Annotated in this window: 24 protein-coding genes; 15 read left to right on the forward strand and 9 right to left on the reverse strand. The window is 70.3% G+C overall.

Going from position 1 to position 21374, the window contains the following annotated elements; genetic code table 11:
• The first annotated feature begins 13 nt into the window (after positions 1-13).
• Positions 14-172, forward strand: a complete 159-nt coding sequence (locus tag ACFSDF_RS12545; RefSeq protein WP_377157723.1) for a hypothetical protein — start codon at positions 14-16, stop codon at positions 170-172.
• Positions 173-610: 438 nt separating this feature from the next.
• Here the strand turns inward: ACFSDF_RS12545 and glnA are convergent, their stop codons facing one another.
• Positions 611-2029, reverse strand: coding sequence for a type I glutamate--ammonia ligase (gene glnA / locus ACFSDF_RS12550; RefSeq protein WP_167008186.1), 1419 nt, complete (start codon positions 2027-2029; stop codon positions 611-613).
• Between the two features lie 193 nt (positions 2030-2222).
• Here glnA and ACFSDF_RS12555 point away from each other — a divergent pair, with 193 nt between their 5' ends.
• Complete coding sequence (locus tag ACFSDF_RS12555; protein ID WP_167008188.1) at positions 2223-2636, forward strand: RDD family protein; 414 nt, start codon at positions 2223-2225, stop codon at positions 2634-2636.
• Between the two features lie 34 nt (positions 2637-2670).
• Here ACFSDF_RS12555 and ACFSDF_RS12560 read toward each other — a convergent pair whose 3' ends face one another.
• The 3 genes from ACFSDF_RS12560 to lipB are packed head-to-tail and all read right to left on the reverse strand — an operon-like array spanning position 2671 to position 5111.
• Positions 2671-3387 (reverse strand): DUF4191 domain-containing protein, encoded by a 717-nt coding sequence (locus ACFSDF_RS12560; protein ID WP_167008191.1) that lies wholly within the window; start codon positions 3385-3387, stop codon positions 2671-2673.
• A gap of 23 nt (positions 3388-3410) precedes the next feature.
• Complete coding sequence (gene lipA / locus ACFSDF_RS12565) at positions 3411-4346, reverse strand: lipoyl synthase (protein WP_167008194.1); 936 nt, start codon at positions 4344-4346, stop codon at positions 3411-3413.
• Between the two features lie 42 nt (positions 4347-4388).
• The gene (lipB, locus tag ACFSDF_RS12570) at positions 4389-5111 is read right to left on the reverse strand and encodes a lipoyl(octanoyl) transferase LipB (RefSeq protein WP_167251915.1); all 723 of its coding nucleotides are present in this window, start codon (positions 5109-5111) and stop codon (positions 4389-4391) included.
• A gap of 84 nt (positions 5112-5195) precedes the next feature.
• Between lipB and ACFSDF_RS12575 the strand changes: the two genes are divergently transcribed.
• From ACFSDF_RS12575 to ACFSDF_RS12585, 3 genes are all read left to right on the forward strand, one after another.
• Complete coding sequence (locus ACFSDF_RS12575) at positions 5196-5636, forward strand: hypothetical protein (protein ID WP_167008200.1); 441 nt, start codon at positions 5196-5198, stop codon at positions 5634-5636.
• A gap of 105 nt (positions 5637-5741) precedes the next feature.
• Entirely contained in the window at positions 5742-6290 is a 549-nt protein-coding gene (locus ACFSDF_RS12580; RefSeq protein WP_167251765.1) for a hypothetical protein, read from the forward strand.
• The gene (locus ACFSDF_RS12585; protein ID WP_167251914.1) at positions 6284-7219 is read left to right on the forward strand and encodes a hypothetical protein; all 936 of its coding nucleotides are present in this window, start codon (positions 6284-6286) and stop codon (positions 7217-7219) included. The genes ACFSDF_RS12580 and ACFSDF_RS12585 overlap by 7 nt, the downstream gene beginning before the upstream one ends.
• Before the next feature lie 12 nt (positions 7220-7231).
• Here the strand turns inward: ACFSDF_RS12585 and ACFSDF_RS12590 are convergent, their stop codons facing one another.
• From ACFSDF_RS12590 to lpdA, 3 genes are read right to left on the reverse strand one after another with little or no spacing between them, the layout of a single operon-like run.
• Positions 7232-8143 (reverse strand): TIGR01777 family oxidoreductase, encoded by a 912-nt coding sequence (locus ACFSDF_RS12590; RefSeq protein WP_377157727.1) that lies wholly within the window; start codon positions 8141-8143, stop codon positions 7232-7234.
• 56 nt (positions 8144-8199) lie between these two features.
• Complete coding sequence (gene sucB / locus ACFSDF_RS12595) at positions 8200-10059, reverse strand: 2-oxoglutarate dehydrogenase, E2 component, dihydrolipoamide succinyltransferase (RefSeq protein WP_377157729.1); 1860 nt, start codon at positions 10057-10059, stop codon at positions 8200-8202.
• Between the two features lie 20 nt (positions 10060-10079).
• A complete protein-coding gene (lpdA, locus tag ACFSDF_RS12600; protein WP_377157731.1) occupies positions 10080-11465 on the reverse strand; it encodes a dihydrolipoyl dehydrogenase in 1386 nt (461 codons plus the stop codon).
• Positions 11466-11635: 170 nt separating this feature from the next.
• On the opposite strand from lpdA, the gene ACFSDF_RS12605 reads away from it, so the two are divergent.
• Positions 11636-11998, forward strand: coding sequence for a hypothetical protein (locus tag ACFSDF_RS12605; RefSeq protein WP_167008215.1), 363 nt, complete (start codon positions 11636-11638; stop codon positions 11996-11998).
• A gap of 15 nt (positions 11999-12013) precedes the next feature.
• Here ACFSDF_RS12605 and ACFSDF_RS12610 read toward each other — a convergent pair whose 3' ends face one another.
• Positions 12014-13528, reverse strand: a complete 1515-nt coding sequence (locus tag ACFSDF_RS12610) for a leucyl aminopeptidase (RefSeq protein WP_167008217.1) — start codon at positions 13526-13528, stop codon at positions 12014-12016.
• A gap of 38 nt (positions 13529-13566) precedes the next feature.
• Between ACFSDF_RS12610 and gcvT the strand changes: the two genes are divergently transcribed.
• Both gcvT and ACFSDF_RS12620 read left to right on the forward strand, forming a co-directional pair.
• Positions 13567-14658, forward strand: coding sequence for a glycine cleavage system aminomethyltransferase GcvT (gene gcvT / locus ACFSDF_RS12615; protein WP_167008220.1), 1092 nt, complete (start codon positions 13567-13569; stop codon positions 14656-14658).
• A 56-nt stretch (positions 14659-14714) separates the two neighbouring features.
• Complete coding sequence (locus ACFSDF_RS12620) at positions 14715-14915, forward strand: hypothetical protein (protein ID WP_167008222.1); 201 nt, start codon at positions 14715-14717, stop codon at positions 14913-14915.
• A gap of 8 nt (positions 14916-14923) precedes the next feature.
• Here the strand turns inward: ACFSDF_RS12620 and ACFSDF_RS12625 are convergent, their stop codons facing one another.
• A complete protein-coding gene (locus ACFSDF_RS12625) occupies positions 14924-15499 on the reverse strand; it encodes a DUF3043 domain-containing protein (RefSeq protein WP_167008224.1) in 576 nt (191 codons plus the stop codon).
• Positions 15500-15662: 163 nt separating this feature from the next.
• Here ACFSDF_RS12625 and ACFSDF_RS12630 point away from each other — a divergent pair, with 163 nt between their 5' ends.
• The 7 genes from ACFSDF_RS12630 (at position 15663) to erpA (ending at position 21330) form a co-directional block, all read left to right on the forward strand.
• Positions 15663-16427 (forward strand): PspA/IM30 family protein, encoded by a 765-nt coding sequence (locus ACFSDF_RS12630; RefSeq protein WP_208322510.1) that lies wholly within the window; start codon positions 15663-15665, stop codon positions 16425-16427.
• On the forward strand, positions 16424-16702 hold the full coding sequence (gene pspAA, locus ACFSDF_RS12635) for a PspA-associated protein PspAA (protein WP_139088294.1): 279 nt from the start codon (positions 16424-16426) through the stop codon (positions 16700-16702). The genes ACFSDF_RS12630 and pspAA overlap by 4 nt, the downstream gene beginning before the upstream one ends.
• A gap of 138 nt (positions 16703-16840) precedes the next feature.
• Positions 16841-17740, forward strand: coding sequence for a zinc metalloprotease HtpX (htpX, locus tag ACFSDF_RS12640; protein WP_167008226.1), 900 nt, complete (start codon positions 16841-16843; stop codon positions 17738-17740).
• A gap of 7 nt (positions 17741-17747) precedes the next feature.
• Positions 17748-18332 (forward strand): PspA-associated protein PspAB, encoded by a 585-nt coding sequence (pspAB, locus tag ACFSDF_RS12645; protein ID WP_167008228.1) that lies wholly within the window; start codon positions 17748-17750, stop codon positions 18330-18332.
• A gap of 63 nt (positions 18333-18395) precedes the next feature.
• Positions 18396-19670 carry an aspartate aminotransferase type Ic gene (locus tag ACFSDF_RS12650; protein WP_167008231.1) on the forward strand — a complete coding sequence of 425 codons (1275 nt, stop codon included), beginning with the start codon at positions 18396-18398 and terminating at the stop codon, positions 19668-19670.
• Positions 19671-19674: 4 nt separating this feature from the next.
• A complete protein-coding gene (locus tag ACFSDF_RS12655; protein WP_167008234.1) occupies positions 19675-20790 on the forward strand; it encodes a glycerate kinase family protein in 1116 nt (371 codons plus the stop codon).
• 180 nt (positions 20791-20970) lie between these two features.
• Positions 20971-21330 carry an iron-sulfur cluster insertion protein ErpA gene (gene erpA, locus ACFSDF_RS12660; protein ID WP_167008237.1) on the forward strand — a complete coding sequence of 120 codons (360 nt, stop codon included), beginning with the start codon at positions 20971-20973 and terminating at the stop codon, positions 21328-21330.
• Positions 21331-21374: the final 44 nt, after the last annotated feature.

The raw sequence follows: 21374 nt of genomic DNA on the forward strand, positions 1-21374 counted from the left end.
GTACTCCGTCACCATGAGGCTCTACACCGAGCCCGACCACGGTGTCGTCGGCGTGGTCGCGACGGCGATCGCCCAGAACGGCGGCGTATTCACCTCGATCGACGTCACCGAGTCGCGCCACGACCGCCGAGCACCGGTGGTCGCTGAAACTCCCCATGAGTCGGCGCCCTAGCGCGTCACACCGTTGACCCTACGGTGTCCGCCCGGCCTATTGCCTGATGGACCAACACGCCGAAGGCAAGCAGCCACCGAGTGTGCAACATGCCTGCGAAACACTGCGAGGCTGATACGACGTCCAGACGGTGACTGCGACGGGGCATACCCAGTCAACTCAGACACGCTCGGCCGTTGCGGGCGTCGCTCTGCGCCGGGCTGCCTGCTCGAGACGGTTCTGGGCCCCTCCCGGTGAACCAGCCATCCTTGGCCCAGCTAACTATGAGTGATTGGGCACATATACCCGGTACGGGTATTCCGCGAGATCGCCGCTTGGGCCGCACTGGGGCCGCAGACGAACGGAAAACGACCCCTGACGCTGGAAGACGTTGAAAGGTGTCCTCGCAGGTCAGGGGCCATTTCAGGCACTCAGTCGGTAGGCATCACCCACGCGTGACTAGATGTCGTAGTACAGCTCGAACTCGTGCGGGTGCGGACGCTGCTGGATTGGGGCGATCTCGTGCTCGCGCTTGAACTCGATCCACGTCTCGATCAGGTCCGGCGTGAAGACGTCGCCCTGGGTCAGGAACTCGTGGTCGGCCTCGAGCGAGTTGAGGACGGCGTCGAGCGACGTCGGGACCGACTCGATCTGGTTGTACTCGTCCGGCGGCAGCTCGTAGATGTTCTTGTCGACCGGCTCCGGCGGCTCGATCTTGTTCTTGATGCCGTCGATGCCGGCGAGCAGAAGCGCGGAGAACGCGAGGTACGGGTTCGCCGACGGGTCGGGGCAGCGGAACTCGATGCGCTTGGCCTTCGGGTTCGAGCCGGTGATCGGGATGCGGACACACGCCGAGCGGTTGCGCGAGCTGTAGACGAGGGCGATCGGCGCCTCGAAGCCCGGAACCAGACGGTGGTACGAGTTCACCGTGGGGTTGGTGAACGCGAGCAGCGACGGCGCGTGCTTGAGGATGCCGCCGATGTAGTGGCGCGCCATGTCGGACAGGCCGCCGTAGCCGGCCTCGTCGTAGAAGAGCGGCTCGCCGTCCTTCCAGATCGACTGGTGGCAGTGCATGCCCGAGCCGTTGTCGCCGAAGATCGGCTTCGGCATGAAGGTCGCCGTCTTGCCGGCGGCCCACGCGGTGTTGCGGATGATGTATTTGAACTTCATGACATCGTCCGCCGCCTTGAGCAGCGTGTCGAAGCGGTAGTTGATCTCCGCCTGACCGGCCGTACCGACCTCGTGGTGCGCGCGCTCGACCTGCAGCCCCGCGTCCTCGAGGTGGATGACCATGTCGTTGCGCAGGTCCGCGAAGTGGTCGGTGGGGGAGACGGGGAAGTAGCCGCCCTTGTAGCGGACCTTGTAGCCGCGGGCCTCCTCCTCAGCACCCGTGTTCCACGCGCCGGCGATCGAGTCGATCTCGTAGAAGCCGCGGTTGGCGCTGGTCTCGAAGCGCGCCTTGTCGAAGACGTAGAACTCCGCCTCCGGCGCGAAGAACGCCGTGTCACCGATGCCGGTGCTCGCGAGGTAGGCCTCGGCCTTGCGGGCGATGTTGCGCGGGTCGCGCGAGTACGCCTCGCCGGTCAGCGGGTCGTGGATGAAGAACTCGAGCGCGAGGGTCTTCTCCGGGCGGAACGGATCGATGTAGGCGGTCGACGGGTCCGGGAACAGCGCCATGTCGGACTCGTGGATCGCCTGGAAGCCGCGCACCGAGGAGCCGTCGAACATCAGGCCGTCTTCGAACACCGACTCGTCGAACGACGACACCGGCACCGTGAAGTGCTGCTGGATGCCGGGAAGATCGGTGAAGCGGACGTCGACGAACTTGACGCCCTCGTTCCTGATATAGGCCAAGAGCTCGTCGCGGTTAGAGAACATGAAGCCTCCTCGGCCGAGCGCACTGCACGCAGACCGGCCGTCGTATACGGGGGGTCGAACTGGGGCACATCGATGTGTCTCCCCGAACGTAGGCAGGGTCAGTTTCCCAGCCATGACCCGAATGTTTCACCCATGTTACGAAGTCCTCGGGGTGCTCCGAAACCCGGGATGCGGCGCCACGTACCCTGGTCGCGTGTCCCAGAACTCCCCGCAAGCAGCCACGTCGATGCCCGAGATCGCAGGGTTCGGGCGCCGGCTCGCCGCCTTGGTGCTCGACTGGGTCGTCGCGATGCTGACCGTCTCCATCGTGACCTCGACCCCCGTCTACGGGCCGGACGCGACCGCCTCAGCGTGGGTGCTGTTCGCGTTCTGGATCGAGGTGTCGCTCCTCGACGGAACCCTCGGGTTCTCGATCGGCAAGCGGGTGACCGGGATCTGCGTCGTCGGCCCGAACGGGCGTCCGATCGGCCTGCGCGCCTTCGTCCGTACTGCGCTCCTGTGCCTGGTCGTGCCGCCGCTCCTCCAGAACAAGGAGGGTCGGGGCCTGCACGACGTGGTCGCGGGCTCGGTGATCACCTACATTCGTCCGCGCACCACCGCCGAGTAGGGCCCGCTGGCGCGCCCTTGCCCGACCGCCGAGATCAGCGGCCCTGCATCATCCGGCGTGCGCCCTTGCCGCTGGTCGGCACGGGACCGCGAGGCAGCGGCGCCTGCGGACGCATCGCGTCGAGCGCTTTGAGCTTGTTGAGGATCGGCGTGATCTGCGCCGGCTTGAGCACACGCTTGGACTTGCGCAGCTTGTTGACCAGTTTGGGGAGGGGAACCTCGCCTTTGTCGGTGTCCTTGCCCACGACGATCAGCGTGATCGGCACCTCCTCGCCGACGATGCGCGCGGTCTTCTTGCGCTCAGTCGTCAGGAGGTTGCGGACGCGACCGGGGTTGCCCTCGCCCACAAGGACGATGCCGGGCGGGCCGACGACGCGGTGGACGACGTCCTGGCTCTTGGTGAAGGCGACCGCCTGGTCGACCTTCCATCCACGCTTGAGCATGCCGAGCGCGCCGGCAGCAGCGCCGACCTGGCCCTCGACCTGAGCGTACGCGGCCTTTTCGGCGCGGCGCCCGAAGACGATCAGGGCGGCGAGCACACCGGTGAGGACCGACAGCAGCGAGGTGAGGACGATCCCGAGCAGTCCACCGCCGCCGCCGAGGAACCAGCCGAGCGCGAACACGGCGCCGCCGACGACGAGGAACCACGCCAGCAGGCGCAGTCCGATCGTACGGTCGGCGCGCTTGGTGATCTTGTAGGCGGCCCGGATCTGGGCGATGCGGCCCTCCGGCTGCGACTCAGGAGTGGACATGCGCCCAGGATACCGGTCGGGCGTCAGCGCGATACGGCGGAGCGGGCCTCGATCGCCTGGTGGTACAGACGCCCGGCGCGGTACGAGGAACGGACCAGCGGGCCGGAGAGCACACCCGCGAAGCCGATCTCCTCGGCCTCGGCTCCCATTTCGACGAACTCCTCCGGCTTCACCCAGCGCTCGACGGGGTGGTGCAGGGGAGAGGGGCGGAGGTACTGGGTGATCGTCAGCAGCTCGCAGCCGGCGTCGTGCAGGTCGCGCATGGCCTGCGACACCTCGTCGCGGGTCTCGCCCATCCCGAGGATGAGGTTGGACTTCGTGACGAGCCCGTACGCCCGCGCCTGCGTCAGCACGTCGAGCGAGCGCTCGTAGCGGAACGCCGGACGGATCCGCTTGAAGATCCGTGGGACGGTCTCGACGTTGTGCGCCAGCACCTCGGGGCGGGACGCGAAGACCTCCTCGAGCAGCTCCGGCGTGCCGTTGAAGTCGGGGATGAGGTTCTCGACGCCCGTGTCCGGGTTGAGCTCGTGGATCTTGCGGACGGTCTCGGCGTAGAGCCACGCGCCGCCGTCGGGCAGGTCATCGCGCGCGACTCCGGTGATCGTGGCGTAGCGCAGGCCCATGGTGCGGACGCTCTCGGCGACCCGGCGGGGCTCGTCGCGGTCGAGCGGCGCCGGCTTGCCGGTGGCGATCTGGCAGAAGTCGCAGCGTCGCGTGCACTCCTCGCCGCCGATGAGGAAGGTGGCCTCGCGGTCTTCCCAGCACTCGTAGATGTTGGGACAGCCCGCCTCCTGGCAGACCGTGTGCAGTCCCTCGGACTTCACGAGCTGTTTGAGCTCGGTGTACTCGGGGCCCATCTTGGCCCGGGTCTTGATCCAAGCCGGCTTCTTCTCGATCGGGGTCTCGGCGTTGCGAGCCTCCAGCCGGAGCAGCTTGCGTCCTTCGGGTGCGAGCGTCACGTGACTCACCCTACGCGCCGTCCGGTGATCGCAAGGGGGCGGTCAGGCGAGGTGCGACGCGAGCCCGTACGAGACAGCTCCTGAGATGGCGACGTGCGCGAGATCGGGGCTTGGCGTGTACGGCTGCCACGACAGCAGCTCGCGCAGGTGCGGTTCGAGAGCGTCGGCGACCTCGGTCGTGGTGACCGTACGGGCGAGCTCGAGGCTCAGCGACGTGACTCCGGCGTCGGCGATGCCGCACGGCACGATCTTGTCGAACCACCTCATGTCGACGCACGCGTTGAGAGCGAGCCCGTGCATGGTCACGCCACCGGCGACGCGGATGCCGATCTGGCCGAGCTTGCGCTCGGGTCCACGCTCGTCGGCGGCGACCCACACTCCGGACCGCCCCTCGACGCGCCCGCAAGTGACGCCGAGGTCGGCGACGGTACGGATCATCGCCTCCTCCACGCGGCGGACGTAGTCGACGACGAGGACGTGCGGGGGGAGCTTCACGATCGGGTAGCCGACGAGCTGCCCGGGGCCGTGGAAGGTGATGTTGCCGCCGCGGTCGATGTCGACGACGAGGCTGCCGTCGCGGGGACGTTCCCAGTCTTCGGTGCGCTTGCCGGCGGTGAAGACCGGGGCGTGCTCGAGGAAGAGCGCGATGTCGCCGCCCGTGTCGGCGACGCGGTCGGCGTGCAGTGCGCGCTGCAGCGCCCACATCTCCTCGTAGTCGGTCTCCTCGGACCCGAGCCCGATCCTGCGGACCTCCAGCGCACTCACGCAGTCACCCTAACGCGGCGCGCTCGTCGCCTGGCCTGTGGACGACGGGCGCGGACAGGTGCACGATCGCGCGATGCTGGCGCGATGGATCCCGTGAGCCTGGTGTGCGCGGTGGTGATCGCCGCCGGCGCGGTCACGCAGAGCGCCGGCTGGATGGAGCGGTTGGCGGTGCTCGACGACGGGCGGTCGGCCGCGTTCGTCCGCGCCGACCCGAGCCTCCTCGACGACGTGTACGCGCCGGGCAGCCGGCTCCGGGACGACGACGAGCGTCTCGTACGGGGCTACGCCGCCCGCGGCCTCGAGATCGCCGACGTGCGGTTCGAGGTGCTGCGGTTCGGCGTCGAGAGCGAGTCGCCGACCCGTACGGTCCTGCGGGTGGTCGACCGCCTCCAGCCCGTCCGCGTCCGGCACCCGGGCGGTGCCTGGCGGACGCTGCCGAGCGACGGCGCGACGGACCGCCGCATCGTGCTCGTCCGTACGCCCGCAGGCTGGCGCATCTCGGCGACGGAGCGACTGGCCGGGTGACCAGCGGCGATGCGACGGAATGCGTTGAGACGTGACACCCGACGACGTTAGGGTGTGGCGGGGTGAGACGCCCCTGATCGCGCCCCACACCGACGGAGGACCCCTGTGACGAGCCGACGACCCCGGTGGTTCGCCGCTGTCGCCCTGGCCGCAGCCCTGACTCTCAGCGCGTGCGGCTCCGACGACGAGGGCTCGGGCCTCGAGGCGGCGGCGTCGGCCAGTCCGTCCGCCGAGGCGAGCGAGGACGCGGACGGCTTCACCGCTGAGGAGCGCGAGGTCGTCGACGCGGTGCACGCCTATGCGTCCGCCATCTTCGCGCGCGGCGCGGAGCCGGTCGCCGAGTCCCTCAAGGGCAAGGTCACCGACCAGCTCTACGCACAGGTCGTGCGGGACGAGCAGGGTCTGACGGAGAAGGTGGGCAAGCACCGCATCGGCGAGGCCGTGTTCACCCCCTCCGCCGTGACGATCACCGCAGGAACGGCCGAAGCGCAAGGGTGCCTGGACGCGACCAACGCCTTCATCGTCGACAAGGGCCAGTCGGAGGCAGGTGCAGGCGCGATCGGCGGAGCGCGCAGCCCCCTCACCATCCAGCTCGAGCGAGTCGACGATGCATGGTTGGTCGCCACACCGAAGGTCAAGGAGGGGTCGTGCTGAATCTCGTGTCACGAACGATCATCGCGTTGGTCGTGTCGGCGGCCGCCACGATCGGCGTCTCGGTCCTCTCATCCGCGCCGGCATGGAGTGCCGAGCCTGTCTGCACCCCTCCGGCTGTTGCAGAGTGGACCGGGCTCGGCTACAAGTGCGTGATCCCCGGGGGCGGGGGGCCAGGGCAGCCAGGTGACCCAGGTGACGGCGGCACGCCGGCCGAGCCGACGTGCGACGTCAGCGGCATGAGTCCGGACGACTGGGCCGGCCGGAAGCCGAGTGCGGTCTACTGCGTGGGCGCGAATCCGTGCATCGACGTCGTCGCCCTTCCACCCGTCGCCCTTCCCGACGGCGAGAAGCCGAACGAGGAGTCCGAGGCGCGCGTGCAGGTCTGCCTGATCAACGGGATGCACCAGTGGGGTGCGGCCTACTGGTCTGACGATGAGCCCGAGGTGCCGTCGTTGCTCGAGCAGGCCCTGGAGGCGGTCGGCAACATCGACCTCGCGACACCGGTCATCCAGATCAGCCCCCAGAACCGCACGATCGTCAACCTCGACACGTGGTTCTGGGCCACCGGTCAGCAGCAGAACCAGACGGGGTCGTCGGCGTTCGGGCTCGTCGCCATCGCGACGTTCGAGCACCTGGTGGTGACCACGGGGGACGGGACCACCCTCACGTGTGAGGCCGCCTCGACGCGTGAGGAGGCGCAGACGAACTGCCGCCACGCCTACAACCGCGCGTCCGTCGGTGGGAGCGAGAGTGTCGATGGCCGCCCCGCCTACGCCGTGACGGCTGAGTCCGTCTACAGCCTGAGCTTCGAGGTCAACGGCACACCCGTCGCGAACATCGAGGGCGCGCCTGCCACGCTCACGAGCCCGACCGCGACCGCCGCGCTGCGGGTCGACGAGGTGCAGTCGGTCGTCACCCCGGGCGACTGACGAGCGAGGCTCTCAAGCGGCCGATTGCCCCTTCGCATCGAGGGCGGTCGCGACGACGTCGCGTACGTCCCGGTCGGCGAAGGTAAAGCCCTCCTCCTCGAGCTTGCGCGGCGCGGCTCGCAGCGACCCGAGGGCGAGAGCCGAGAGCCCTCCGAGCGCGAGGCGCATCGCGAGGGACGGGACAGGGACCATCGAAGGCCGGTGGAGAGCTCCGGCCAGCGCACGGGTGAACTCGGCGTTGGTCGCGGGCTCTGGGGCGACGAGGTTGTACGGGCCCGAGGCGTCGGCGTCCTCAGCGAGGAACGTGACGGCCCCGAGCCAGTCGCGCAGGCTGATCATGGGGAAATACTGCTGCCCAGAACCGAGCCGTCCGCCCACGCCGAGCCGGAACGGCAGCGCGACCACCCGCAGGAGGCCGCCCGAGCGGTCGAGGACCGGCGCCGTACGGAGGAAGCACACCCGCGCGCCTGCCGCGATCGCCGGAGCTGCTGACACCTCCCAGGCCTCGACGACGTCGGCGAGAAAACCTGGACCGCGGGGCGTCCCCTCGACGAGAAGCGTGTCGCCACGGTCCTCCCCGTACGCGTTGATGCCGCTCCCGGACAGCAGGGCCGGCGGCTGAGGCGCGCGGGCGACCGCCTCGGCGATCGTGGTCGTGGTGCTCACCCGCGAGTCGAGGAGCTCACGTCGGTACGAGGGCGTCCACGGCCAGTGCGCGATCGCGGCGCCGGACAGGTTCACGACGACGTCGGAGGCATCGATCACCGCCTGGTCGACCTCTCCGACATCAGGGTCCCAGTGTGACTCGTCGGGACCGTCGGGCTCGCGGCGGACGTGACTGACGACCGTGTGGCCCTGCGCTCGAAGCCGCGCTGCCAGCGCGTTGCCGAGAAAGCCGGATGCCCCACACACACAGAACCGCATGCCCCCATCTTGGCCGGGGCATGCGGTTCTGTCCGTTTGGTGGCGGACGCCGGGCGTCAGCCCAGCTCGTCCTCGAAGGCACCGGCCTCGAGGCGCTTCTTGACCGTCGTCACGAAGCGGCCGGCGTCGGCACCGTCGACGAGACGGTGGTCGTACGTCAGCGGGAGGTAGGCCATCGCACGGATCGAGAGCGTGTCGTTGCCGTCGACGTCGCTCACCACGACCGGCCGCTTGACGACCGCGCCGGTCGCCAGCATCGCTGCCTGCGGCTGCACGATGATCGGCGTGTCGAACAGACCGCCGAACGAGCCGATGTTGGTGACGGTGAACGTGCCACCCGAGAGCTCGTGCGGCTTGATGTTGCCGCTGCGTGCCCGGGTGGCGAGGTCGTTGATCCGCTGTGCGAGGCCCGCGAGGCTCAGGTCACCGGCGTCGTGGACGACGACCGACAGCAGACCGCGCTCGGTGTCGACGGCGATGCCGAGGTTGATCGCCGCGTGGTAGGTGATCTCCTTGGCGTCCTCGTCGTACGAGGCGTTGATGTTCGGGTGCGCCTTGAGCGCCTCGACCGTCGCCTTGGCGATGAACGGGAGGTAGGTCAGCTTGACACCCTCGCGCTCGAGGAACGACGCCTTGTGCCTCGCGCGCAGCGCCGCGATCCGGGTGAGGTCGACCTCGTGGACCTGCGTGAGCTGCGCCGCGACCTGGAGGGACTCCTTGGTCTTGATCGCGGTGAGCTGACGGATGCGGTTCGCCTTCTGGACCGTACCGGCGAGACCGGACAGGTCGCGGTCGGCGGCGGCGGGTGCAGCAGCGGCGGCGGGAGCGGGAGCTGCCTCCTCCTCCTTGGCCTTCGCGGCAGCGGCGGCAGCCTCCTTGGCCTTGGCCGAGGCGTCGAGCACGTCCTGCTTGCGGATACGACCGCCGACGCCGGTGCCCTCGACGTCGTCGAGTGCGACACCTTCGCGCTCAGCGAGCTTGCGGACGATCGGCGTCACGTACTGACGGCCGTCAGGCTTGACGGCGCTCGGTGCGCTCGTCGGTGCGGCGGGCTCGGACTGTGCCGGAGCGGCCGGAGCGGCGGGCTGAGCCTGTACGGAGGCCGCGGGCTCGGGCTCGGGCTCAGCGGCGGGCTCGGGCTCAGCGGCGGGCTCGGGCTCAGCGGCGGGCTCGGGCTCAGCGGCGGGCTCGGGCTGCGATGCCGGGGCCGACGGCGCGCTCGCGGCCTGCGGGGCAGCACCTGCCGCGCCGATGAGCGCGAGCTGGGCGCCGACCTCGATGGTCTCGTCCTCGGCAGCGGAGATCTCCAGGAGCGTCCCTGCGACGGGCGACGGGATCTCGGTGTCGACCTTGTCGGTAGAGACCTCGAGCAGCGGCTCGTCGACGGCGACCTCGTCGCCGACCTGCTTCAGCCAGCGCGTGACCGTACCCTCGGTGACGCTCTCGCCGAGCTCGGGGAGGGTGACCGGCGTGGCGTCGCCCGAGTCGGCCGGCGCGGCCTCGGCGGCGGGCGCCTCCTGCTCCTGCTCAGCGGCCACCGCGGGGGTCGCCTCGGTCTGCGGGGGAGTGCTGGCCTCGCCGGCGGGCTCCTCGGGGGCCTGCTCTTCCGCGGCAGGCTCCTCGGGCGTCTCCTCTGCGGGGGCCTCGCTGGCCGGAGCGGCGTCGCCCGTGGACTCGCCCTCCTCACCGATCGTCGCGAGCACGGCGCCGACCTCGACGGTCTCGTCCTCGGCGGCGGCGATCTCGAGGAGGACGCCGGCGACCGGCGACGGGATCTCGGTGTCGACCTTGTCAGTGGACACCTCCAGCAGCGGCTCGTCGACAGCGACCGTCTCGCCGACCTGCTTCAGCCAGCGCGTGACGGTCCCTTCGGTGACGCTCTCTCCGAGCTCTGGAAGCGTGACGGGCGTTGCCATGGGTGACCCCTGTCTTGATCTCAGGCGTGTGCGTGGAGTGGTGACCCGGCGAGCGCCAGTGCGGCTTCGCCGAGAGCTTCGTTCTGGGTGGGGTGGGCGTGCATGTAGGCGGCGACGTCCTCGGGGAACGCGTCCCAGTTCACCCACAAGGATGCCTCGCCGACCTGCTCGCCGATCCGGGACCCGATCATGTGGACCCCGAGGATGGGGCCGTCGGCCTCACGGACGACCTTGACGAGGCCGGCCGAGCGGAGGATCTGCGTCTTGCCGTTGCCGGCGAGGTTGTACTCGTACGTGGTGACCGCGTCGTCACCGTACGCCGCGCGAGCCTGCTCCTCGGTGAGTCCGACCGAGGCCAGCTCAGGCTCGCAGTAGGTCACGCGGGGGATGCCCGCGTCGACCACCGGCCGCGGTGCGCGCCCCGCGATCTCCTCGGCGACGAAGAGGCCGTGGGCGAACCCCCGGTGGGCGAGCTGGAGCCCCGGGACGACGTCGCCGACGGCGTACACGCCCTCGACCGAGGTCCGGAGCCGCTCGTCGGTGACGACGAAGCCGCGCTCGAGCGTGATGCCGTGGTCGGCGAGCCCGAGCCCCTCCGTACGGGGACCGCGGCCGACGGCGACCAGGACGAGGTCGGCCTCGAGGACGTCCCCGCCCTCGAGAGTCACGAACGCGGAGGACTCGTCCTGCTTGACGCCGGTGATCGACGTGCCCGTCCGGAAGGCGATGCCGCGCTTGCGGAACGCGCGCTCGAGCTGCGTCGACAGGGTCGCGTCCTCCGCCGGCACGAGCCGGGAGAGTGCCTCGACGATGGTGACGTCGGCGCCGAACGAGCGCCAGACCGACGCGAGCTCGACACCGATGACGCTCCCGCCGACCACGACCACGCTGCGCGGCACGTCGGTCAGCGCGAGCGCCCCGTCAGACGTGACGACACGGCCGCCGATCTCGACGTCAGGAAGTGTGCGGGCGTACGAGCCGGTGGCGATCACGAGGTTCTTGCCGGTCACGACGGTGTCGCCGAAGGCGACCGATCGCGGGCCGACCAGTCGTCCCGTGCCCGTGACGACGTCGATCTCGGCACCACGGATCAGACCTTGCAGGCCGCGGTAGAGGCGGTCGACCACACCGGTGCGGTACGCGTTGACTGCGGGCATGTCGACGCCCTCGAACGTGGCCCGGACACCGAAGGCGGCCGAGTCGCGGGCCGCATCGGCGACCTCGGCGGCGTGCAGCAGCGCCTTGGTCGGGATGCAGCCCTGGTGGAGGCACGTGCCGCCGAGCTTGTCCTGCTCGACGAGTGCGACGCTCAGCCCGAGCTGGCGGGCACGGAGCGCCGTCGCATAACCGCCGCTACCGCCACCGAGCACGACAACGTCGTGCTCATGAGGGGCGGGCTGGGTCACGAAAGGCCTCCGGATGGTGTCGCCGGCGAGGTCATCGCCGCTTCTGACGCCCCTCATCTTGTCACTGCGCACAAGGGGGTGCACACGTGGGGGCGCTACCCGCCGGTACGGCAGACTGGAGGTAAGAGCACGCCGCAGCAGCGCCGTCCCGACCCGCAGGAGCACACCCGATGGGCCTCTTCCGCCGCAAGAAGCAGAGCCGTACCGGCGGTGGCGCCGTGGTGTCCGACAGGGCTGCCGACGCGACCGATCGCGCGCACCTCGAGAAGTTCATCGCGTCAAGGGCGGGAGTCGAGGGGTTCGTCGAGCCGCCGACCGCGGTCTCGCAGGTCACGCTGCTGCTGGTCTCCAAGGACGGTGAGTGGACGCGGCGTCGCGTCCCCTCGGCCGCATGGGCCCACGACTTCGGCAACAAGCACCAGGTGCCGACGTACGACGCTGCCGTCGTCGGCTATCCGCAGCGCATGCGTGAGTACAACCGCCGGGTCGCCGCCCAGCGCAAGCGCCGCGACCGCGAGGCCTCCGACGGCTGACCCGGCGGGTCGCACTCAGTCGATCTTCTTGGCGAGGCTCTCTGCCAGGCCGACGAGGGTACGGACGCTGGCGCCTGTGCCGCCCTTCGGCACCTCGTCGTACGCGCCCGCGTCGTTGAACGCCGGGCCCGCGATGTCGAGGTGTGCCCACGTTGTCTCGCCGACGAACTGCTGAAGGAACGCCGCGGCGAACAGCGCGCCGCCGGCCGGCTTCGGGTTGTGCTGGCGGAGGTCGGCGATGTCGGAGCTCTTGACGCGGCTCTTCACCTCGTCAGTGATCGGGAGCGGCCAGAAGGCCTCGCCGACCGACTCGCCGATCTCGACGACCTGACCACGCAGCGCGTCGTCGTTGCCGAGGACACCGGCGGTGCGCTCGCCGAGCGCGACGATGCACGCCCCGGTGAGGGTCGCGACATCGACGAGGACGTCCGGCTCGGCCTCGTTCGCGAGGACGAGCGCGTCGGCGAGGACGAGCCGGCCCTCGGCGTCGGTGTTGTGCACCTCGACCGTCGTCCCGCCTCGGATCTCCAGCACGTCACCGGGGCGCAGCGCGGAGCCGCTGGGCATGTTCTCGGCCATCGGCGCGACGCACGTGACACGGACCGGCAGCTCGAGCGCGGCGATGGCGAGCGTCGCCGCGATCACCGAAGCGGCTCCGGCCATGTCGCACTTCATCGTCATCATGCTCGCGCCGGGCTTGAGGCTGAGGCCGCCGGAGTCGAACGTGATGCCCTTGCCGACCAGCGCCAGGTGGGCGGCGGGATTCTTGGGCTTGTACGTGAGCTGGACGACCCGTGGCGGGTGGGTCGAGCCCTGACCGACGCCGAGGACGCCTCCGCAGCTCTCCTTGGCCAGACGTGCCTCGTCCCAGACGGTGACCTTGACCCCGGGAACGTCCTTGGCCGCCTCGGTGACCGCGTCGGCGAACGCGGCGGGCGTGAGGTCGCCCGGCCCGGTGTTGACCCAGTCGCGCGTCAGGTTGACGGACGCGGCCGTGGTGACGCCGGCGTCGAGCGCGGCGATCGCGTCGGCGTCGCGTGACAGGCGGGTCAGGATCACGATCGCGTTGGGGCGGTCGGCCGCCTCCTCGCGGTCTTCGTCCCGTGTCCGGTAGCGGTCGAACCGGTATCCGCCCAGCAGCGCCCCCTCGGCGATCGCCCGTACGGCATCGGCGTCCGCGGTCGGCAGCGCGAAGGTCACGGTCGAGGCGTTGTGGACTGCCTTGACCGCCTTCGCGGCGGCCTTGCGCAGGACGGTCGATGTGGGGTCGTCCCCGAGCCCGACGGCGATCACCGTCGCGGCCTTGATCACGCCGGCGGTCGGGATCACTGCCAGGTCGCCGGTCTTGCCGCGGAATCCGAGCGCGGTCAGCGTCGGCTTGAAGGACCGGCCGAAGGCGAGCCCCACCGAGTCTGCGGGTGCGACCGCCTTGAGGTCTGGGCCGACTCCGATGACGATCACGTCCGCGCGGGTCGAGGCGGGGGAGGCGGAGCTGAGGGTGAACGAGGGCTCTGCATGCTTCGAGGCCATGCCCGCCACCCTACCGAGGGTCGGGATAGGTTCTGGGCATGACGCTTGCCCAGTCGCCCCTGCACCGCCGCCACCTCGATCTCGGAGCGAAGCTCGCGGAGTTCGGAGGGTGGGAGATGCCGCTGGAGTACGTGGGCGGGGGAGTCCTCGCTGAGCACAAGGCCGTACGGGAGGCCGTGGGCGTGTTCGACGTCAGCCACCTCGGCAAGGTCACCGTGCAGGGTTCCGGTGCCGTCGACTACCTCGACGGGTGCTTCACGAACGCGCTAGGGCGGATCGGTGCGGGGCAGGCGCAGTACACGCTGTGCTGCGACGACGACGGGGGTGTCGTCGACGACCTCATCGTCTACCGGCGCGCAGACGACGACGTGCTGCTGATCCCGAACGCCGCGAACACGGCCGAGGTCGTGCGCCGCCTCCGCGAGGGTGCGCCCGAGGGCCTGACGATCACCGATCGGCACCACGACTTCGCCGTCCTCGCCGTCCAGGGACCGCGCAGCGACGAGACGCTGGCCGCGATCGGACTCCCCGTCTCGCACGACTACATGTCGTACGCGGAGGCCGAGCTCGGCGGCGAGGCGGTCACGGTCTGCCGTACGGGCTACACCGGCGAGCGCGGGTACGAGCTCGTGGTCCCCGCCGCAGCCGCGCTTGCCGCCTGGGACGCGATCATGGCTGCCGGCGAGGCGTACGACATCCGTGCGTGCGGGCTCGGCGCCCGCGACACCCTCCGTACGGAGATGGGATATCCGCTGCACGGGCAGGACCTCTCGCGCGACATCTCGCCCGTGATGGGCCGAGTCGGGTGGGCCGTGGGCTGGGACAAGCCGCAGTACTGGGGCCGCGACGCGCTGCTCGCGCAGCGGGCGGCCGGCGAGGTGCCGCTGCTGCGGGGGCTGGTCGCCGCCGGGCGTGGCATCGCCCGACCCGGGATGGCCGTCGCGGCGGGCGGTGCCGAGATCGGCCGCGTGACCTCGGGGACGTTCTCGCCGACCCTTCGCAAGGGTGTCGCGCTCGCGCTGCTCGACCGACGTGTCGCGGTGGGCGACGAGGTCACGGTCGACGTGCGCGGCCGTACGGAGACCTTCGTCGTGACCGCGCCCCCGTTCGTGGAGTCCTCGACCCGCTGAGCGACGTACCACCGCCCGTGCCGCGGCGCGGACGCCGTACGCCCTAGGCTGCGGGCATGGTGTGGACCTGGCGCTTCGAGACCGCTGACGGAACTCCCGTGACCCCGGAGGACGACGGCGGCACGTTCGCCAGCCGTGGCGACGCCGAGTCGTGGGTGGGTGAGGTCTACGCGGACCTGGCCGACCACGGGATCGACCAGGTCACGCTCTTCGAGGACGGCCGCCGGGTGTTCGGACCGATGTCACTCCACCCGTAGGGCGAGCCTCAGTACGACTCGCCGTGTGAGACCTGCGGCTTCGGCAGCCGCAGGCGACGGATCTGGGTGCTGCGCATGATCGCGTACGTGGTGAGCCCGCGCGTGCTCGCGTCGGGGAACTTCGCGGCGACCTCGCGCTTGACGCGGCGCACCAGGAGGAACGAGTCGACGATCGTGCCGAGGATGACCGTGACCCACAAGACGTAGATCGCGAGGATCGCCCACGGGGCGCGGACGAGGCTCACGAGCAAGATGATGACGAGGATCGGCATGAGGTACTCACCGACGTTGCGGCGCGAGTCGACGACGTTGCGGACGAGCCTGCGGACCGGCCCCTTGTCGCGCGGCGGCAGGTAGCGGTCGTCGCCGGTCGTCATCGCCTCGCGGATCTTGACGCGGTCCTTGGAACGGCGCTCCCGCTCGGCGCGAGCGGTGTCCTTGCGTGACGCGGGCGTCTTCAGCGCCGCCTTGCGGGCCGCCTCCGCCTCCTTGCGGGTGGGGGTCGGGCGTCCCTTGCCGTCCGGCTTCGGCTCGGGGGCGGGCTGCTCGTGGCTGGCGTCGTACTCGTTCTTGCGTCGGAACACTGGTGCCTCGGGTCGTCGGGATCGGGCCGCGGACGTCTGACGGCCAGGCCGTCGCGGCAGCGGGGGATGCCCCGAGACTACCTGTCGTCCTCCGGTGCCAGAAGGTCACCGCTGCCCGTAAGGTGGGGGGAACAGCGATCTTGTGAAGGGGACAGACTCCACGATGGGCATCATGAAGCGGATGGGCATGGTCTTCCGCAGCAAGGCCAACGCAGCGCTCGACAAGGCGGAGGATCCGCGCGAGACGCTCGACTACAGCTACCAGAAGCAGCTCGAGCTGCTTCAGAAGGTCCGTCGTGGGGTGGCCGACGTCGCGACCAGCCGCAAGCGGGTCGAGCTGCAGATCAACCAGCTGCAGCAGCAGTCGACCAAGCTCCAGGACCAGGCCAAGAAGGCGCTCGCCGCCAATCGCGAGGATCTCGCACGGGAGGCGCTGACCCGCCGCTCGGGTCTGGAGCAGCAGATCGCCGACCTCAACACCCAGCACGCGTCGCTGCAGGCGGAGGAGGAGAAGCTCACCCTCGCGTCCAAGAGGCTCCAGGCAAAGGTCGAGTCCTTCCGTACCCGCAAGGAGACGATCAAGGCGACCTACACCGCCGCGGAGGCGCAGACGCGCATCACCGAGGCCTTCTCCGGCATCTCCGAGGAGATGGGCGACGTCGGTCTCGCGGTGCAGCGTGCCGAGGACAAGACGGCGCAGATGCAGGCCCGTGCCGGAGCCGTCGACGAGCTGCTCGCCTCCGGTGCCCTCGACGACGTCACCGCCGGCCCGAACGACGACATCAGCCGCGAGCTGGACGCGCTCGCCTCGACGTCGAGCGTGGACGCCGAGCTCGAGGCGATGAAGCACCAGCTCGGCACCGGCGCTGAGAAGCCCGCACTCGGCGCCTCCGAGGCCACCGAGAAGAAGCAGGAGGGCCAGGCGTGATCGTCCGGATCATGTCCGAGGGCCAGTTCGAGGTCGCTGACGACGCGCTCGACCGCCTCAACGGACTCGACGACGCTGTCGAGGCGGCCGTGGCCGCACACGACGAGGAGGCGTTCGGCGACGCGCTGACCAACCTCCTCGATCTCGTCCGGCAGATCGGCAAGGAGGTGCCGGACGAGGAGCTCGTCGAGTCCGACCTCGTCCTGCCGCCCTCTGACGCCTCGCTCGCCGAGGTCGAGGACCTGCTCGGGGCTGACGGCTTCATTCCTGGCTGACGCTTCATTCCTGGCTGACGTCGCTGACACCCGTACGACGGACGTTCCCGCGGCAGCCCCGCGGGAACGTCCGAGGCGTGTCGTGCGTTGAAGCGTGACAGGCGGCCCTCTACCCCCGAGGGCCTTGAGAGAGGGAACATGTCGAGGACGAGATTCCGCAGCGATGCAGGTCTGACCCGCCGGATGGGCGCGGTCAGCCTGGGACTCGTGGCGCTCTACCTGGCGTTCGGCGCCGTGCTGATCACCGTGATGCCCAACGCCGCCCTGGCCGCGGTGATCGTGGTCGGGATGGCATGGGCCCAGTGGTACTTCTCGGACAAGCTCGCGCTCGCCTCGATGGGTGCGCGGGTCGTCACTCCTGAGCAGGCACCCGAGCTGCACGGCATGATCGACCGCCTCTGCGCGCTGGCCGACATGCCGAAGCCGGCCGTCGCCATCGCCGACACCGACCTTCCCAACGCCTTCGCGACGGGGCGCTCGCCGAGCCACTCGGCCATCTGCGTGACGACCGGCATCCTGCGGCGCCTCGACGCCGAGGAGTTGGAGGGGGTGCTGAGCCACGAGCTCGCCCACGTCGCCAACCGCGACGTCTCGGTGATGACCGTGGCGTCGTCGCTCGGTCTCCTCGCCGGGTTCCTGATCCGCTGGTTCCCGTTCATGGGCAACAGCCGCGACCGCAACAACAACACCGCACTGATGTTCCTCGTCGTCTGGATTGCCAGCCTCATCGCGTACTTCATCAGCTTCCTGCTGACGCGGGCCCTGTCGCGCTACCGCGAGCTGAGCGCGGACCGGTCGGGCGCCTACCTCACGGGCAAGCCCTCGGCTCTCGCGTCGGCACTGACCAAGATCACCGGTGACATGGGACGCATCCCGAGCAAGGATCTGCGCCAGGTCGAGAACATGAGCGCGTTCTTCTTCGCGACCCCGGCCTTCTCCCGCGACACGCTCGCCGGCCTGATGAGCTCCCACCCGCCCGTCGAGAAGCGCCTCGAGCAGCTCGCCCAGATCTCGGCCGACCTCGGCCGCCCCCTCTGAGGCCGCGATGGGCTTCTGGGACTCCTTGATGGGCCGCTCCAAGCCGGTCCAGGCCAACCTCGACGCGCTCTTCAGCCTTCCGTCGGCGGCGATCACCCTCGAGGCCGCGGCCGGCATCAAGCCGACCGGCATCGGGTCGGTCTGCTACCGCCAGACCGAGGGCGCCGCCTTCAGCACCATGCAGGCGGACGTGCAGGAGCTGCTCGACGCCGACGGCGGGCCGCAGGTCGAGCGGTCGGTCGACTCGTACGGGTTCACCTGGCTGGTCGTCCGCCACGACCCGGAGGACGTGGGCGGCCTCGTCACCGACCTCCACGCCGTCAACAGCACGCTCGTCGACAACGGGTTCGGCCCGCAGCTGCTCTGCTCGGTGGTCGACTTCACGACGAGCGACGGCCGGCCCGTCGGGCTGGTCTACCTCTTCAAGCGTGGGACGTTCTATCCGTTCGTCCCGGTCGCCGAGCCCCGGCGCGACAACGCCCTCGAGCTTCAGGTCCGCGGGATCGTCAGCGACGACCTCCCGGTCGAGAAGGACCTCGGCCGGTGGCTCGCCATCTGGGGCGCTCCCGGGCTCGGTGGAGGCAGTCGATAGATTCGACCGTGGCGCGTCTGAGACCGTCGACGCGCCGTTGACCACGTCTTGCGAGGACACCCCATGAGCATCGACACCCTTGATCGTGATGCGCTCGGCACCCTGCTGTCGACGCAGCGCGCGGCGTACGAAGAGCTGCGTTCGCGCGGCCTGTCGCTCGACATCACGCGGGGCAAGCCGTCGCCCGAGCAGCTGGATCTGTCGCAGGCGCTGCTCGCGCTGCCGGGTGAGGCCGACTACCGCGCGGCGGACGGCACCGACACGCGCAACTACGGCGGCCTCGACGGGCTCGTCGAGCTGCGCGAGATCTTTGCCGAGCTGCTCGGCATCCCCGTCGCGCAGCTGCTCGCGCAAGGCAGCTCGAGCCTGACGCTGATGCATGACACCCTCGTCTGGGCGCTGCTCCACGGCTTCGCCGAGTCGCCGCGCCCGTGGGCGGCTGAGGAGACGGTGCGCTTCCTGTGCCCGGTGCCCGGGTACGACCGTCACTTCGCGCTGCTGGAGTCGTTCGGCATCGAGATGATCCCCGTCGACATGGACGACGACGGCCCCGACGTCGACCAGGTCGCCGCGCTCGTCGCCGCTGACCCGACGATCAAAGGGATGTGGCTCGTCCCCACGTACGCCAACCCCACCGGTGGCGTCACGTCCCCCGAGGTCGCCGCACGCCTGATGGCGATGCCCGCGGCCGCGCCCGACTTCCGTATCTTCTGGGACAACGCGTACGCGGTCCACCACCTGAGCGACGACGAGGCCAAGACCGCCGACGTGCTGAGCCTCGCTGCTGCCGGTGGACACCCCGACCGGGTGCTCGTGTTCGCGTCGACCTCCAAGATCACGTTCGCCGGGGCAGGGGTGGCCTTCTTCGGCAGCTCGCCGGCAAACGTCTCGTGGTTCAAGAGCCACCTCAAGTTCGGCTCGATCGGTCCGGACAAGGTCAACCAGCTGCGTCACGTACGACTCTTCGGCGATGCCGATGGCGTGCGGGCGCTGATGCGCCAGCACCGTGCCCTGCTCGCGCCGAAGTTCGCGGCCGTCGAGGAGGTGCTCAGCGAGCGCCTCGGCTCGTACGACGTCGCGACCTGGACGCGCCCGTCCGGCGGCTACTTCGTGAGTCTCGACGTCGTCGACGGCACCGCCTCGCGCGTGGTCGAGCTCGCCAAGGGCGTGGGCGTGGCCCTGACCCCGGCCGGGGCGTCGTTCCCGTACGGCAAGGACCCGCGCGACCGCAACATCCGCATCGCGCCCTCGTTCCCGACCATCGACGACGTCCGGACTGCGATGGACGTCCTGGCGACGTGCGTGCTGCTGGCCGCCGCCGAGAAGGCCCTGGCCTGATCCCGTGCGGGTGCTCGTCGCTCCGGGCGCCTTCGCGGGCGCGCTGAGCGCGTCCGCGGCAGGGGAGGCCATCGCGTCAGGCTGGTACCGTACGGCGCCCGGTGACGTCCTCGACATCGTCCCGATGTCCGGCGCGGGGCGCGGCTTCGTCGACGCGCTGCACGCGTCGGTGGGCGGTGAGCGGACCGAGGTCGACGTGCGAGGCCCGTTGGGCGGCCCCGTACGCGGCCTGATGCTGCTCGCCGACGACGACGGCCGTCGTACGGCCTTCGTGGAGTCCGCGTCGGCGTGCGGTCCGCACGTCGCCGTCCGGCGAGCTCCTCTCGAGGCGACGAGCGCGGGTGTGGGTGACCTGATCGCGGCCGCGCTCGAGGCCGGCGCCCAGCGCATCGTCGTGGGCCTCGGCGACAGCGCGACGACGGACGGCGGCGCGGGCATGCTGAGCGCGCTCGGCGCCCGCGCAGATGTGCCTCTCGCGGCAGGCCCAGGGGGCTTGGCAGGCGTCTCCGCGGTCGATCTCGGCCCCGTACGGGAGCGGATCGGCCCGACCGAGCTGGTCGTCGCGACCGACGTCGGCAGCCCGCTGCTGGGGCTCTTCGGGGCCGTACGGTCGGACGGACCGGGCAAGGGCCTCGACGACGCAGCAGTCGCCCGTGTCGACACGATCCTCGACGCGTTCGTGGTCGCGGTCTGCGGGCCCGGCCCGGCGCAGCGGCGCGTCGCCGACGCCGCCGGAGCAGGCGCTGCCGGCGGTCTCGGGTTCGCCCTCCAGGTCCTGGGGGCCACGAGCGTGCCGGGCGTCGCGGCGGTGGCCGACCTAGTGGGCCTGCAGGCTGCGGCGCGGGCGACTGACGTGGTCCTCACCGGCGTGGACGCCTACGACGTGACCTCTCGCGAGGGCACCGTGGTCTACGGGGTCGCAGCCGTCGCAGGCGCGGCCCTGAGGCCGTGCGTGGTGTTGGCCGACCGCGTGGAGGTGGGGGCGAGGGAGCGCCGCGCGATGGGCGTCGAGGCGGCGTACGCGACGGCGGACCTGCTGGGGGAGCAGGCTGGTGACGACGCAGGGGAGAGGCTCGCCCGGCTGGCCGAGCGCATCGCGCGTACGTGGTCGCAGGTCTGACACCCAGCGGCCGTTCCCCGGACGAGCGGTCACGACTTCCGGGCACGGCGTACGCTGGTGGGAGCCCTGCGGCACTGCAGTACCTGCTGCGTATCGTGGTGTCGTACGGTGGGAATGAGACGACGTGGTGCCCTGTCCCTTCAACGGACGAGCCCCGCACCAGAGACTTCGGGAGAACACATGACCGTGCAGAGCACAGACGGCACCGAGACCATCAGCGGCGTCGAGATCACCGACGGCGCCGCCGCCAAGGTGAAGAGCCTCCTCGAGCAGGAGGGACGCGAGGACCTCGCGCTCCGTATCGCCGTGCAGCCGGGCGGCTGCTCTGGCCTGCGCTACCAGCTGTTCTTCGACGAGCGCACGCTCGACGGTGACGAGACCCGCGAGTTCGAGGGCGTCTCGGTCGTCGTCGACCGCATGAGCGTCCCCTACCTCCACGGCGCGACGATCGACTTCGTCGACACGATCGAGAAGCAGGGCTTCACGATCGACAACCCCAACGCGACCGGCTCGTGCGCGTGCGGTGACTCCTTCCACTGAGTTTCGCCGTACCGACCAGCACAGCCACTGACAACCGCGAGGGC

It is taken from the genome of Mumia zhuanghuii, assembly GCF_042681565.1.
Lineage (GTDB): Bacteria > Actinomycetota > Actinomycetes > Propionibacteriales > Nocardioidaceae > Mumia.

Excerpts from the sequence above, each read along its gene's own strand:
- ACFSDF_RS12545 (WP_377157723.1), top strand. The coding sequence starts at position 14 with ATGAGGCTCTACACCGAGCCCGACCACGGTGTCGTCGGCGTGGTCGCG.
- glnA (WP_167008186.1), bottom strand. The coding sequence starts at position 2,029 with ATGTTCTCTAACCGCGACGAGCTCTTGGCCTATATCAGGAACGAGGGC.
- ACFSDF_RS12560 (WP_167008191.1), bottom strand. The coding sequence starts at position 3,387 with ATGTCCACTCCTGAGTCGCAGCCGGAGGGCCGCATCGCCCAGATCCGG.
- ACFSDF_RS12575 (WP_167008200.1), top strand. The coding sequence starts at position 5,196 with ATGGATCCCGTGAGCCTGGTGTGCGCGGTGGTGATCGCCGCCGGCGCG.
- ACFSDF_RS12590 (WP_377157727.1), bottom strand. The coding sequence starts at position 8,143 with ATGCGGTTCTGTGTGTGTGGGGCATCCGGCTTTCTCGGCAACGCGCTG.
- sucB (WP_377157729.1), bottom strand. The coding sequence starts at position 10,059 with ATGGCAACGCCCGTCACGCTTCCAGAGCTCGGAGAGAGCGTCACCGAA.
- ACFSDF_RS12605 (WP_167008215.1), top strand. The coding sequence starts at position 11,636 with ATGGGCCTCTTCCGCCGCAAGAAGCAGAGCCGTACCGGCGGTGGCGCC.
- ACFSDF_RS12610 (WP_167008217.1), bottom strand. The coding sequence starts at position 13,528 with ATGGCCTCGAAGCATGCAGAGCCCTCGTTCACCCTCAGCTCCGCCTCC.
- gcvT (WP_167008220.1), top strand. The coding sequence starts at position 13,567 with ATGACGCTTGCCCAGTCGCCCCTGCACCGCCGCCACCTCGATCTCGGA.
- ACFSDF_RS12620 (WP_167008222.1), top strand. The coding sequence starts at position 14,715 with ATGGTGTGGACCTGGCGCTTCGAGACCGCTGACGGAACTCCCGTGACC.
- ACFSDF_RS12630 (WP_208322510.1), top strand. The coding sequence starts at position 15,663 with ATGGGCATCATGAAGCGGATGGGCATGGTCTTCCGCAGCAAGGCCAAC.
- htpX (WP_167008226.1), top strand. The coding sequence starts at position 16,841 with ATGTCGAGGACGAGATTCCGCAGCGATGCAGGTCTGACCCGCCGGATG.
- pspAB (WP_167008228.1), top strand. The coding sequence starts at position 17,748 with ATGGGCTTCTGGGACTCCTTGATGGGCCGCTCCAAGCCGGTCCAGGCC.
- ACFSDF_RS12650 (WP_167008231.1), top strand. The coding sequence starts at position 18,396 with ATGAGCATCGACACCCTTGATCGTGATGCGCTCGGCACCCTGCTGTCG.
- erpA (WP_167008237.1), top strand. The coding sequence starts at position 20,971 with ATGACCGTGCAGAGCACAGACGGCACCGAGACCATCAGCGGCGTCGAG.